Raw genomic sequence first — 13044 nt, 5'->3', positions numbered from 1 at the left:
CGGGTCAGGGACGCCCGGCGGTCGTCAGGCCGTCACGGACCTGAGCCGTTCCATCAGGGCCAGGCACGCGCCCAGGGATTCGCGGGAAAAATCGGAATTCTCCAGGAGCATGTGCATGTAGCCCGCCAGGGGACGCAGCATGGGCGGGGAGGACGCCCAGAACTCCTCTCCCCGGGCCGATCCCGAAAGCAGGGCCTTCTTGATCCGCCCGGCCAGTCCCAGGGCCGCGGCGTTGAAGGCCCGGGCCAGGGCTGGCTGGAATTCGGCCAGTTCCTTCCAGATCCGCGCGGGCTTGTCGTCGTCCCAGAGGCCGAACGCGGCCCCGAACATGCCGCGCCAGAACTCGCCCACCATGTCCGAGGCCCTGCGGCCCCGCTGGCCCACGGGGACCAGGTCGTAGAACCCCTCCAGGGTGCGCCCGGTGCGGTACAGGCGCGTCCGGGGCGGCGAGGACAGGCGGCTCGAAGCGCCGCCGGTGAGCCGCCAGGCCAGGTAGGCCACCTGGACCGGATCGAAGCGGTCGTGGCACAGGGGCCGGTCGAAGCGGCACCGCCAGCAGTCCACGCAGGACATGGCCGCGCGCAGCACGTAATGCCCCGGCGGATAGGGGGCGGTCTCCCAGGGGTTCACCGGCCCCATGGAGAGGTTGAGGGTGGCAAGTCCCGACCAGGCCGCCAGGTGCATGGGCCCGGTGTCCGGGGTGATCATGAGCGAGAGCGTCTGGCCCACGGCCATGAACTCCTTGAGCCCAAGCTTGCCGCAGGTGTCCACCAGGCGGCCGCCGTGCAGCCGCTTGACCTCCTCGCACAGGGCCACGTCCCCCGGGCCGCCCAGCAGCACCACCTTGAGTCCCCGGCGTTCGAGCTCCCGGGCCAGGGAGGCCCAGAAGGCCGCGTCCGGGCGTTTCTCCTCCTGGCTGGCCCCCACGAACAGGCCCACGGGATCGCCGCGCCCGGCTGGCTTGCGGGGCGGATCGAAGTGCGTGGCCGGGAAACATCCCCTGTCCACGCAGTCCAGGGCGTTGAGCTCGGCCCAGTGGTAGCGGTTGTGGCGATTGTTGCCTGTGAGGGAAGTCCGGTAGAGCTGCCAGCGGCCGTGGACCCGAAGCCCCGTCTCGCCCTGCACCGGGCCGAACTTGAGCCCTGCCTGGAGTTCCCCGGCAAGCTTCGCCGCCTCGGGGCGGTGGCTCAGGTTGACGATGAGCTGATAGTCCCGGGCGAAAAGCTCATGGGTGGCCGTCCAGGGCAGGTACACGGCCGGAGGGGAGACGCCCAGGAGGTCGGTGTAGAAGCCGGGCTCGGCCACGACCCATATGGGCCGGTCCGGGGCGTTGCGGCGCATCCAGAGAAACAGGGGGAAGGACAGGATGATGTCCCCCATGCGCTGCATCTGTAGGATAAGAACGGGTTTAACCATGATTTCGCCGCGCTGGCCGCGCGTAGGAGGTATGTAGTGCGTTAGCGCAGGAAAAGACAAGGCCGGCCCGGGGTCAGTCCGCCGCGCTGGCCCGCCATTTGGCCAGGGCGTCGTCCCAGGCGGCCGCGTCCGCCTCCTGGGCAGCCTGGGCGAAGCTCGCCGGATCGAATTTCTGGTGCAATTTGTACTGGTTGGCCCATCCTACGGAATACTGGGACTGTCCCGCAGCGCCCTGACTCCCCGTGGACTTGAAATGCCTTACCGCCAGGTGCCCCTGGTACACCGGAGTCTGTCCCGCCAGCAGCAGGCGGATGTCGTGGTCCAGGTCGTCGTACTGCGACGGCGAATAGCGCAGGTCGAACCCGCCCTGGCTCAGCAGTCCGGAGGTCCGGAAGAGGTGGCAGCAACCCGTCACCGTGGCGCAGGGGCGCAGATAGGCGAACTGCCCCCGGTCCAGGGTCTGGTGGTGGACGGAGGACAGCTCGAAGCGGCGCATCCCCTCCCCCGCCTCTCCGGGTGAGGGATCAAGAAATACATCGGCGGACTGCACATGGGCCGGGCGCGCGAAATCAACCACCCGCGCTCCCCACACGCCCGCCTCGGGATAGAGGGCCGTCGCCGCGCCCAGGCGACCCAGCCAGTCTCCGGGCAGATTCACGTCGTCGTCCAGGAACGCCGCCCAGTCGCTTGAGCGCACGTGCTTGAGGCTCATGAGCCAGTTGCGCGCGGCCGGAGCCCCCACGTTCACCGGCAGGGACACCGTGCGCAGGCGGTCCGGCCCGAAGCGTCCGGTCCAGGCGGCCAGCACCTCGCCGGTAGCGTCCGTGCTGCCGTTGTCCAGCACCGTGAGCCCTGCCCCGCCGAGATCGGATTCGAACAGGCTTTGCAGGGTGCGCTCGATATCATGGGCCTTGTTGCAGGTGTAGAGCAGAATCTCCACACGGCCGGGAAGCCTGCCGGAAAGCACGCGCCGCCCCCGGGCCAGGTCATGGAGGACCAGCAGGGTCTGCACCCGCCAGGGCTGGCGGGCAAGCCCCGCCGCGAGCCGGTTCAGAGCCCCCTCCTCGTCCCCCAGGCCCAGGTTGGCCAGCCCCAGCCGGATTTCCAGGCCCGGAAGACCGGCGAAACCCTCCGCTCCATCTCCCCCCCCACCCGGCTCGCCGGACACTCCCCCCGGGCCGGAACGTCCCGGTCCTTGCATCAGGCAGGCGCAGTCCGCGTAGTTCTCAAGCCCGGCCAAGGCGTCGCCGCGCATCATGGCCGCGTCGCCGCCGATGAGCTTGGCCAGCGGCTCGGGCAGCCCGGCCGTGACCTGGGCGACCCAGTCCCAGTCCTCGGCGTCCAGGGCGTGGGTCAGGCCAAGGCGCGCCCAGAAGAGGTTGCCGGGTTCCTTGGAACTTTGCAGGGAGAGGAAATTCTTGATCTTGGCCGTGTCCCGGCGCTCGGCCAGGCGGCGGTAGTACGAGAGGTCCGGGGGAGCGGACGAATTGCCCGCAACGTGGGCGGCCAGATCCCGGGCGGCAGGAGGAGCCGGGGCCAGCGCCGCGACCTGCCCGGCCAGGACCGCGTCCAGCGGGGATTCGGCCCAAGCGGCCAGGAGGAGGTCGGCGGCCAGGGAGGTGAGCCCGGCCTCGGCGGCCAGCCGCGCGCAGGACGCAAGATGTCCTGCGCCCTCGGAACCGTGGACCAGGGCTGTGCGCAGGGGAGGTGGGAGAGTTTCGAGCAGCCAGGACATGGGGGTGAAGAGGCCTCCGGCGGCCAAAGGGAGTTCTTCCCTTTGGAATCCCGTTTCGCTTCGCGTCCAGGGCGGGAGCGTGAAGCCGTTTTCGACCGGACCTGCGGTCTTTAGGAAAAGAGCCCGAACGTGTCGCCCACGACGTCCAAAAGCTGCCCCATGCGCCTCACGTAGGTGTGCTCGGCCAGTACCCGCTGGCGCGCCGCGGCGGCGATTCTGGCGCGCTCTTCCGGATGGGCCAGGTAGTGGCGGACCAGTTCCGGAATCTCGGCGGGATCGCCGTACACGGCCACCTCCCGGCCGGGCTCGAAGAGTCGTTCCATCTGGGCGCGATGGTCCGTGAGCAGGAACGCCCCGCAGGCGGGAACGTCGAACACCCGCTGGTTCACTGCGCCCTTCATCTGCAGGCTGGTGCAGTTGAAGTTGATGTCCGAGAGCGGATAAAAGCCCGGGAGCTGGTCATAGTAGGCCAGCTCCGCGATCCTGCGCCAACGGACGTTCTTGTCCGGGAAGGTGGCCAGCCAGCCCTCGTCACCGGCGATGAGCGGGGAAAAATCCATAAGTTGCGAAAGGCAGGCCGCCCGGTATTGGCGGGTGGACTCCCAAATGACAGCCGTCTCGTAGGCCAGTTGGCGCTGCGGCGTGTTAAGGGCCGCGAAATCCTCCATCAGGTGCGGGAAGTGTCCGGCCATGAAGGTGCGCACGCTCCATTCGGGGTGCTCGCCGAATGCCGCCGCGATCTGGCCGGTTGCCGCCAGCAGGCGCGGGCCGGGCGCGGCGTATTCCAGGCGCTTGGCGGTCTTGATGACCATGGAGTTGCCCACGAAGCTCACGCGCGCCCGCCAGGGATGGTCCGTGGGAGCCGGGCTTGCGGGCGGGGCGAAGCGGCGCTCGTCGGTGGCCAGGGGAAGGTAGAAGACGTTGTCGAAGCCCCCCCGGCGCAAAGGGTCCAGGTTGTCGGCGTCCCAGGTGAACACCGCCGTGCGCTTGGCGGCCGGGTTGGAATACAGGGCCAGGGCCAGGGCCGGGTTGTCCACGAACCAGGAGGCCAGGGGGATGTCCAGGCGCGACAGAATACCGGTGAGCACCCCCTCGTGGTCCACGCCCAAGTGGTTGACCGTGAGCGCGAAATGGGGGCGGAACTCCTTGATGAGGCCGATGAGGGTCTTGAGGTACCCCTCGAGTTCCAGCTCGTCCCCGCCGGTGTCCAGGTAGCGGTAGCCGACCCCCATGCGGTCGAAGGCGTTCATGACCTCGCCCAGCAGGAAGAACCGGCTGGTGACGAGAAGCACCCTCGGCGATTCAGGCATGGGCGGTCACCTGCCGGAGAGGGCGTCCAGCTCCTGCTCGGACTCGGCCACCTTGAAGAACTCCAGCAGCTGCACCAGCCCCAGGGTTTTCCTCACCTGGGGGCTCGGTGCGAAGAGCACCAGCACCCGGCCCGACGCCTGGAGCCTGGTGTTGCAGGCCACCAGAAAGCCGATGCCCGAGGAGTCCATGAAGCTCACGTCGGAGAGGTCCAGCACCAGGGTGGCGGACTTGTCCTCCTCCAGAGCCCGTTCCATCTCGCGTTTGAAGTCCTGGGTGATATCCATGGTGATCTCACCGGAATACCTCGCAACGAGAGCGCCGCCCTTGTGAATCCAGGTCAGATTTTCCACAGGTCCTTCCTGATGCGTTTGACCACGCGCAGGACGTTCTCCCTGCCGCGGCGTTTGAGTTCACACGAATCCGAAAGCTTGCAGATGATGAACATGCCCCGGCCGCACTCGGACTCCGGAGCCGCGTTCTCGAAGTTCACCTTGTCGCCGAAGCCCTTGCCCCAGTCCGCCACCTCCAGCTCCACGGATGCGCCCGGATGCAGGCGTAGGCGCACCTCAACCGGCCCCTCGCCGCCGTCGTAGGCGTGGCGGGTGACGTTGGCGCAAGCCTCGGTGAGCACGATGTCCAGATCGTGGAGGATGTCCGGGTCGGACACGAACGCGTCCAGGGCTCCCACCGCCTGTCTGGCCAGCGAGCGGCTGGCCCCGGGGCTGGAAATGGCGCTGAACACCCGGGTGAGAGGACTGCCCACGCTCACCCACAGGGCGGTGACGTCATCGGTGAAAACCGGCCCGGCCCTCTCGCCGCTCAGGTTCTCCAGAAGCGTGCTCAAGGAGAAGCGGTCCTTGGCCAGAAGCGATTCGGCCAGATCCTTGAAGCTCTCCAGGCCGAAGATCTCCCGGTCCAGGTTGCGCCACTCGTACCAGCCGTCGGTGTAGAGGAAGAGCCCGGCCGGCTTGGTGAAGCGCACGGTCCTGGTCTTGAACTCCTGGTCGAAGAACCCCAGCACCGACCCCGTGGGCTCGAGCCACTGGGCCTTGCCGCCGGACCACAGAAGCGGCGGGCAGTGCCCGGCGTTGGCGTAGGTCAGGACGCCCTCGTCGGGGTCGATGTCGGCGGCGGCCAGGGTCACGAAGTCGGGCTCGTCGCCGATGGAGGACAAAAGGTGGTGGCTGGCCAGGGAAAGGGTCTCGGCCAGGGAGAGGTAGTGCGTCTGGGAGATGCGCACCAGGGTGCGCACCACGGCCATGAGGAAGGCCGCCCTGGCCCCGTGGCCGGACACGTCGGCCATGACCGCGCGGATGTTGCCGTCGGGCAGGGTGAAGAAGTCGTAGTAGTCGCCGCTGGCCCGTCCGGAAGGGCGGTAGAAGCACTCCACGTTGGTCTCGCCCAGGATCGGCGAGCAGTCCGGCAGCAGGCGCTTCTGCAATCCCGCCACCAGGTCGATCTCGCGGCTGATGCGCTCGTAGGCCTGCCGGAGCCTGCGGGTCAGGTGCACCTGCCGCGCGGCCGCTCCCACCCGGGCCAGCAGCTCCTCGCGGTCGAAGGGCTTGCCCAGAAAGTCGTTGGCCCCGGCGGCGAAGGCCCGGGCCTTGAAGGCATTGGTGTCCTGGGCGGTGAGCACGATGATCTGCACCTCGTGGTCCTGCACCACGCCCCGGATGTGCTGCATCACCTCCAGCCCCGACTTCATGGGCATGTTCATGTCCAGGATGATGATGTCGGGCTTGAAGGCGGCGTGGGCCTCGATGGCCTCCTGGCCGTCCTCGGCGGTCTGGAGCACGTACTGCTGCCCAAGGATGTAGGTGAGCAGGCGGATGACCGTCTTGGAGTCGTCCACCAGAAGGACGCGGATGCTGTTCTCGGGGGAAGCCATCAGGAGAAATCCCGGCTGTCGAGCATGATGGTGACGGGCCCCCAGTTCACCAGTTCCACGGCCATGTCCGCCCCGAACACGCCCCGCCGGACCCTGCCGGGAAGCAGGGACTCGAGGTCGTCGCAGAGCCTGTCGAAGAGGGCGCTGGCCACGCCCGGGCCGGCCGCGCGCGAGAACGAGGGGCGAAGCCCCTTGCGGCAGTCCGCGTAGAGGGTGAACTGGGAGACGGCCAGCACCTCGCCTCCGAAGTCGGCCAGGCTCAGGTTCATCTTGCCCGCCTCGTCGGGGAACACCCGCAGTTTGGGGAGCTTTTCCACCATGGTCCGCCACCATGCGGCGTCCGGCGCGCCCGGGCCGTCGTCCGGCCCGAATCCCGCCAGCACGAGAAAACCCGGGCCGACTTGGGCCACGCGCTCATCGGCCACGTCCACCGAAGCCCTTTTCACCCGCTGGACGAGAAGCCTCACGGAACCTCGAAATAGGTGGCCTTGCTGGTGGCCTTCTCGAACACGCTCACCTCGTGGACCTGGGCGGGCTGGCCTTCCAGGAGCCTGCCCAGCTCCCAGTAGATGTAGCGGGCCAGGTTCTCGGCGGTGGGGTTTCGCCGCTGGAAATAGGGCACGTTGTTCAGGTGGGTGTGGTCCAGCTTGTCCAGCACCTGCTTGAGGAATCCCTTGAGCTCCTTGAAGTCCATGAGCATTTCCGTGTCCTGGGTCAGGCGGTCGCCCTCGAACACGGCCTCCACCACGAAGTTGTGCCCGTGCAGGGCCTCGCAGGGCCCCTTGTAGTTGCGCAGGCAGTGCGCGGAGGAAAAATCGTCCGTCACCGTGAGCCGGAACAGGCCCCTGCGCATGGGCTGGCGATCGGAAGCGGTCTTGGTCGTCACGTTTTATCCCCTTTAGGCCGTTGCCTTGGCCGCCTCGGCCAGGCAGTCGTCCACGGCTTGCCAGAATTCCGGGCACGGCCCCACCGAAATCTCGTCGGCGAGCCCCGTCAGGCATTCCAGGTCGTCGTACACAAGGCGCAGCCGTATCTTGGCCGGGCCTGGATACTTATTAAAGATTTCCTTGAGTCCCGCAAGGGTGCGGCAGGAGCGGGCCTCCACGCGCACCTCGATGGGCTCGTCCCCGGCGGCCACGGCCTCGGAGAGCGAACGCGCCGACTCCACCATCAGCTTGAGCTTCACCGGATGGTCTCCGCCTTCCTCGGCGTCGCGGTCCTTGCCGATCTTGGCCGTGATCAGAAGCGGCTGGTCCCCTTCCAGCAATTCCCGGCAGCTGGCGTACGCCTCGGGGAAGAAGATGGCCTCGCCGTCGCCCGCGATGTCCTCCAGGCCGCAGAAGGCCATCTTGGAGCCCTTCTTGGTGATGTGCTCCTTCTTGGTGGTGATGACCGCGGCCACCTTGACCTCGCAGTCCGGGGCGTAGCCCTTGCACTCGGAGAGGGTCTTGATGCCCATGCGCCGGATGTCGCGGGCGTAGACCTTGAGGGGGTGGCTGGTGAGGTAGAAGCCCAGGGCCTCCTTCTCGCGGGCCATGAGCTCCTCGTGGGGCCACTCGGGCACGGTGGCCTCCTCGCAGTTGAGGCCAAGTCCCGTGCTCTTGCTCTTGGGGGCCGGCGCTAGGCTCATGAGGGAGAGCTGGCCGGAGTTCTTGTCCTCGGCGCGTTTCTGGCCCTGGGACACCACCTTGTCCAGCCCCGCGGCCAGGGCGGCGCGCGGCAGGCCGAAGGAGTCCATGGCCCCGGCCTTGATGCAGAACTCCAGCACCCGCTTGGTCACCTTGCGCAGGTTCACCCGGGAGGTCAGGTCCAAAAGGCTCTCGTAGGGGCCGTTCTCCTCGCGCTCGCGCACGATCTCGTTGATGGCTTCCGCGCCCACGTTCTTGATGCCGGCCAGGCCGTAGACGATCCTGTCGTCCTTGACGCTGAAGTGGCGCATGGACAGGTTCACGTCCGGGGGCAGGACCTCCAGGTCCTTGTCCGAGCAGTCGGAGATGTATTTGAGGACCTTGTCCTGGTTTTCAATGTCGCTCGTGATCAGCGCGGCCATGAACGCCAGGGGGAAGTGGGTCTTCAGGTACGCCGTATGGTAGGAGATGAGCGCGTAGGCCGCCGAGTGGGACTTGTTGAACCCGTATTCGGCGAACTTCTCCATCAAGTCGAAGATTTCGTTGGCCTGGTCGTCGGGGATGGCCTTCTTGCGCGTGCCCTCCAGGAACCGGGTGCGCTGCTTGGCCATCTCCTCGGCGATCTTCTTGCCCATTGCCCGGCGCAGCAGGTCACCCTCGCCCAGGGAGTACCCCGAGAGCACCTGGGCGATCTGCATGACCTGTTCCTGGTACACGATGACGCCGTAGGTGGGCTTGAGCACCGGCTCCAGGTCCGGGTGGGGGTATTTGACCTCGACGATGCCGTGCTTGCGGTCGATGAACTCCTGCACCATGCCCGAGCCCAGGGGGCCGGGGCGGTACAGGGCCAGCATGGCGATGATGTCCTCGAAGCAGTTGGGCTTGAGCTGGCGCAGGTACTTGCGCATGCCGTCGGATTCCACCTGGAAGATGCCGTCGGTATCGCCGCGCGAGAAGAGGTCGTAGGTGTCCCTGTCGGTGAGGGGCAGGCTGTCCAGGTCCGGCGGCTCCTGGCCCATGCCCCGGATGATCTCCAGGGCGTCCTGGATCACGGTCATGGTCTTAAGCCCCAGGAAGTCGAACTTGACCAGGCCGATCTTCTCCACCCGCTTCATGTCCCACTGGGTGACGATTTCCTGGTTCTTGCCCTGGTAGAGCGGCACGTACTCGGTCATGGGCAGGTCGGAGATGACCACACCCGCCGCGTGGGTGGAGGCGTGCCGGGACAGGCCCTCCAGACGGCGCGACACGTCGATGAGCCGGGCGATCTTGGGGTCCTGCTCCACGAGCACGGACAGCTCCGGCTCCATGTTCAGGGCCTTGTCGATGGTCATCTTCAGGTCTTCGGGGATGAGCTTGGCGATGCGGTCGGTTTCGCCGTAGCTCATGCCCAGGGCCCGGCCCACGTCGCGCACCACGGCCTTGGCCTTCATGGTGCCGAAGGTGGTGATCTGGGCCACCGAGTCGCGCCCGTACTTCTCCGAGACGTAGCGGATCACCTCGGTGCGGCGGCGTTCGCAGAAGTCCACGTCGATATCGGGCATGGAGATGCGCTCGATATTGAGAAAGCGCTCGAAGAGAAGGTCGTAGGGCAACGGGTCCAGGTTGGTGATGCGCAGCGCCCAGGCCACGATGGACCCGGCCGCGCTTCCGCGTCCGGGACCCACGGGGATGCCCTGGCGCTTGGCCCAGTTGATGAAGTCCTGCACGATGAGGAAGTAGCCGGGGAAGCCCATCTTGGTGATGACGTCCAGCTCGTAGTCCAGGCGGTCCCAGTACTTCTTCTCCTCCTCGGGGGAGAGGTTCATGACCGCCAGGCGGGCCTTGAGGCCGTCGCGGGCCATGTCCGCCATCTCGTCGTCCAGGGACTTGCCCGGGGCCACCTCGTAGACCGGGAAATGGTAGGTCTTGAGGTCCAGCTCCAGGTTGACGCGTTCGGCGATCTCGCAGGTGTTGGCCAGGGCCTGGGACAGCCCGGGGAAGGAGGCGGCCATCTCCTCGGGCGAGCGGTAGTAGAGCTCCTGGGTGGTGAAGCGCATGCGCTTGACGTCGTCCACCTGGGCCTGGGTCTGGATGCACAGGAGCACGTCGTGGGCCGAGGCGTCGTCGGCGTTCAGGTAGTGGCAGTCGTTGGTGGCCACCAGGGGCAGCTTGATCTCGTCCGCCAGCTCGATCACCAGCTTGTTGAGCTGGGCCTGCTCGGGCAGGTCGTTGGCCTGAAGCTCCAGGTAGAGCCGGTCGGGAAAAAGCGACATGTACTGCCGGGCCATCTCGCGCCCGGCGTCCATGCCCTCCTTGAGCAGGGCCTGGTGGATCTCGCCCTTCAGGCAGGCCGACAGGGCGATGATGCCCTCGTTGTGGGCGGCAAGCAGGGCCTTGTCCACGCGGGGCTTGTAATGAAAGCCGGTGAGGTAGCCCTCCGTGGAGAGCTTGAGCAGGTTTCGAAAGCCCGTGAGGTTCTGAGCCAGCAGGACCAGGTGGTAGCCCGCGTCTCGGGGGGAGCGGGCGTCCTTGCTTTTTCTGTCCCCCTTGGCCACGTAGACCTCGCAGCCCACGATGGGCTTGATCCCGGCCTTGAGGCAGTACTCGTAGAAGACCAGGGCCCCGTGCATGTTGCCGTGGTCGGTGATGGCCGCCGCCGGACAGCCGAATTCCTTGGCCCGCTTGATCAGGTCCCCGATGCGGATGGCCCCGTCGAGCAGGGAATATTCCGTGTGGCAATGAAGGTGTACGAAGTCTGCCATAGTCCAACTATTTGTAATTTATGGATGTAGTTATAGCGCCCAAAGACCGCGCGCGACCAAAGTCCTAGCCCATTCCTCTGCCGCTGCCAATGCCCGGATCAAATCCTACCAGAATATTCCAGATAATATATATTTTCCCACAGGCGCAAAAAGGAGGGGTTTTTCTACTTGTGCCAGGGTCGTCAATATGTATAAGTGGAAATTTCAAAACATGTAGTCTATAATTTTCTTTACTTTGGCGAGGCCGTTTCATGCCAGGAAAGATCACCATCGTCGCTTCAGATCAGGAACTCTACCGCTTCCGCTACCAGAGCCAGTCCGGGGAAAGCATTCTGGAGGGGGCACCGCGGCCGTCCAAGAGCCGCGCCCTGGAAGACGCCGACGCCTTCCGGCGCGGCGTGTCGGAAGACGGCCGCTACCACGTCTCCCGGGACCTCAACGGCCGATTCTATTTTCATTTTCTTGGCGAATGCGGGGAAGAACTGGCCGTGAGCGCGGCCTACCCCACCCCGGAAGGGCTCGGACAGGCCATAGCGCTGCTCAAGGCATGCGCCCCGAAGGCCGCGCTGGACGACCGGGCCTGAAGTCCCCTACCCGCTCACCCGCATGGCCGCGGCCGGATTGATGCGCGCAATGCGCGAGAGCACCTGGCGCGTGCGGACCTTCCCCTCGTTGTCGCCGTCCAGGGACAGCACGTCGTAGGCGGCCAAGAGCCCTCGCAGGGCCGTGTCCGGCTCCCACTGCTCCAGTCTGTATTGGTCGATAAGCCCCAACAATTCATCGATATTCGGCCCGGCCAGATCGGCCCGGCCGGACTGGGAGAGCGTAGTGGCCACGGCGATGAGGCCGTCGAAGCGCTCCCGGCCCGAACGGGCCTGACGCAGAGCGTCCTGAAGGGTGGTGACCGCCTCCACGAACTTCTTCTGGGACGCTAGCCCCCGCGCCTCCTCCAAGGCCTTGCCCAGCTGCGAATCGGACAGGGCGGCGTCCACGGCTTGGCCGGAGCCGAGGGCGAAGGACTTAAGCCAGGTCTTGGTCTGGGCGTCGGCGAAGGGGGTGCCGTCCGAGAAGCTCATGTTCTCGATGCCCTTGAGCCGGGCCACGTAGAGGGCCGCCTGGGCCTTCAGGGCGTCCAGGGCCGGGGCGCCCTTGGCGCCGAGGGAGTCCAGGGCCTCGGCGGACAGGCGGGAGAGGTCCAGCCAGAAGAGGTACACCGGCACCTGGGATTCCGCCCGGCGGGCGGCCGCCTCGAACTGGCGGCCCGAGACGAGCTGGGCGATGGAGGATTTTATGCTCTCGTCCGGCGGGGGGATCATGGTCTGGCCCTGCTCGGCCGGGGGCAGGCCGTCGACCTTGAGCCACGCGCCCAGGCGATTCAGGGCGTAGGCCCTGGGGTCGCCCGCGTCGGCCTCCAGGAGTACGGCTGCCGTGGCGATCATCCGGCTCAGGCACTCCTCCACGGCGGCGGCCGGGTCCGAGGGCGTGGGCGTTGCGGCGGCCGATTGCGTGGCGGCCGGGCGCGGAGCGGCCTGCCCTCCCCCTTGGGCCGGACCGGAGCCAGTCTGCACCGGCGCTCCCGTATCGGCCGGAGCCGGCGGAGGAGTTTCCTCCTTGGGTGCCTCCACGGGCAGGCGTTTGACGAACTCCAACAGGTCGCGCAGGCCCGGCCCGTCGGGAATGTTGTCGGCCACGAAGCGGTCCAGGGTGTCGAAGCCCAAGACCAGCCGGTCGGCCAGATCCTTGGGGAAGGCGGCGTCGGTGGTGTAGGCGTCGAAGAAGGCGCGCACCTGTTCGCGGAACCAGCCGATGGCGTTGGCGCGCCCGCGCATGCGGTTCTTGGGAGGGTAGAGGGTTTCCCAGAATGTGGTGGCCACGTCGGCCAGCAGGTTCACGCCGTCGGCCAGTCCGGGGATGGCCTTTTTCTTCATGAGGGCCACGGCCATGTAGGCCGCCGTGGGCAGGTGCTTGCCCTTGGTGGTGAGGACTCCCTCGCCGAGCTTGAGCACCTTGTCCCAGTCGATGCCCTGGCCGCTGGCCGAGGGCATGGAGAGCTTGTCGATCTCTGCCTGGAGCTGTTCGAATTCGGGTTCGTATGAGGGGTCATCTCCGGCGGGCTTCGCCTCGGAAACGGGAAACTTGCCTACGTCGCGTATGTCCATGGATGCCGCCGGATTGGGGGTTACGTGCGGGACGGCCGTCAGGGGCGTCCCCATGCACGATCCATAACCCGAATCCGGCCCGGGCAACAACAGCTAAAGACATTTGCCGGCTGTGCGCCCACTCAAGCCCGCGAAGCGACAGGGGGATTCCAATGGGACTGGT

The 13044-nt window shown here is 66.7% G+C and carries 10 protein-coding genes; 1 reads left to right on the top strand and 9 read right to left on the bottom strand.

Going from position 1 to position 13044, the window contains the following annotated elements:
* Positions 1–24: 24 nt before the first annotated feature.
* From ML540_RS04080 to dnaE, 8 genes are all read right to left on the bottom strand, one after another.
* Positions 25–1416, bottom strand: coding sequence for a glycosyltransferase family 9 protein (locus ML540_RS04080; protein ID WP_243358693.1), 1392 nt, complete (start codon positions 1414–1416; stop codon positions 25–27).
* 73 nt (positions 1417–1489) lie between these two features.
* Positions 1490–3151 carry a glycosyltransferase family 2 protein gene (locus ML540_RS04075; protein ID WP_243358692.1) on the bottom strand — a complete coding sequence of 554 codons (1662 nt, stop codon included), beginning with the start codon at positions 3149–3151 and terminating at the stop codon, positions 1490–1492.
* 110 nt (positions 3152–3261) lie between these two features.
* The gene (locus tag ML540_RS04070) at positions 3262–4461 is read right to left on the bottom strand and encodes a CgeB family protein (protein ID WP_243358691.1); all 1200 of its coding nucleotides are present in this window, start codon (positions 4459–4461) and stop codon (positions 3262–3264) included.
* Between the two features lie 6 nt (positions 4462–4467).
* Positions 4468–4812: an STAS domain-containing protein gene (locus ML540_RS04065; RefSeq protein WP_243358690.1), complete on the bottom strand. Its 345-nt coding sequence runs from the start codon at positions 4810–4812 to the stop codon at positions 4468–4470.
* Positions 4800–6350, bottom strand: a complete 1551-nt coding sequence (locus tag ML540_RS04060; protein ID WP_243358689.1) for an ATP-binding SpoIIE family protein phosphatase — start codon at positions 6348–6350, stop codon at positions 4800–4802. The genes ML540_RS04065 and ML540_RS04060 overlap by 13 nt, the downstream gene beginning before the upstream one ends.
* Positions 6350–6817, bottom strand: a complete 468-nt coding sequence (gene dtd / locus ML540_RS04055) for a D-aminoacyl-tRNA deacylase (RefSeq protein ID WP_243358688.1) — start codon at positions 6815–6817, stop codon at positions 6350–6352. Before dtd ends, ML540_RS04060 begins: the two co-directional genes overlap by 1 nt.
* A complete protein-coding gene (gene queD / locus ML540_RS04050) occupies positions 6814–7236 on the bottom strand; it encodes a 6-carboxytetrahydropterin synthase QueD (RefSeq protein ID WP_423747875.1) in 423 nt (140 codons plus the stop codon). Before queD ends, dtd begins: the two co-directional genes overlap by 4 nt.
* 12 nt (positions 7237–7248) lie before the next feature.
* Complete coding sequence (dnaE, locus tag ML540_RS04045; protein ID WP_243358687.1) at positions 7249–10722, bottom strand: DNA polymerase III subunit alpha; 3474 nt, start codon at positions 10720–10722, stop codon at positions 7249–7251.
* 251 nt (positions 10723–10973) lie between these two features.
* Here dnaE and ML540_RS04040 point away from each other — a divergent pair, with 251 nt between their 5' ends.
* Positions 10974–11306 (top strand): YegP family protein, encoded by a 333-nt coding sequence (locus ML540_RS04040; RefSeq protein ID WP_243358686.1) that lies wholly within the window; start codon positions 10974–10976, stop codon positions 11304–11306.
* Between the two features lie 6 nt (positions 11307–11312).
* On the opposite strand, the gene tssA is transcribed toward ML540_RS04040, so the two are convergent.
* The gene (tssA, locus tag ML540_RS04035) at positions 11313–12881 is read right to left on the bottom strand and encodes a type VI secretion system protein TssA (RefSeq protein ID WP_243358685.1); all 1569 of its coding nucleotides are present in this window, start codon (positions 12879–12881) and stop codon (positions 11313–11315) included.
* Positions 12882–13044 lie beyond the last annotated feature (163 nt).

This window comes from Fundidesulfovibrio terrae (assembly GCF_022808915.1).
GTDB lineage: Bacteria > Desulfobacterota > Desulfovibrionia > Desulfovibrionales > Desulfovibrionaceae > Fundidesulfovibrio > Fundidesulfovibrio terrae.
This window is presented reverse-complemented; position numbering and strand designations above follow the sequence as displayed.

Excerpts from the sequence above, each read along its gene's own strand:
- tssA (WP_243358685.1), bottom strand. The coding sequence starts at position 12,881 with ATGGACATACGCGACGTAGGCAAGTTTCCCGTTTCCGAGGCGAAGCCC.
- ML540_RS04070 (WP_243358691.1), bottom strand. The coding sequence starts at position 4,461 with ATGCCTGAATCGCCGAGGGTGCTTCTCGTCACCAGCCGGTTCTTCCTG.
- ML540_RS04060 (WP_243358689.1), bottom strand. The coding sequence starts at position 6,350 with ATGGCTTCCCCCGAGAACAGCATCCGCGTCCTTCTGGTGGACGACTCC.
- dnaE (WP_243358687.1), bottom strand. The coding sequence starts at position 10,722 with ATGGCAGACTTCGTACACCTTCATTGCCACACGGAATATTCCCTGCTC.
- ML540_RS04040 (WP_243358686.1), top strand. The coding sequence starts at position 10,974 with ATGCCAGGAAAGATCACCATCGTCGCTTCAGATCAGGAACTCTACCGC.
- ML540_RS04080 (WP_243358693.1), bottom strand. The coding sequence starts at position 1,416 with ATGGTTAAACCCGTTCTTATCCTACAGATGCAGCGCATGGGGGACATC.
- ML540_RS04075 (WP_243358692.1), bottom strand. The coding sequence starts at position 3,151 with ATGTCCTGGCTGCTCGAAACTCTCCCACCTCCCCTGCGCACAGCCCTG.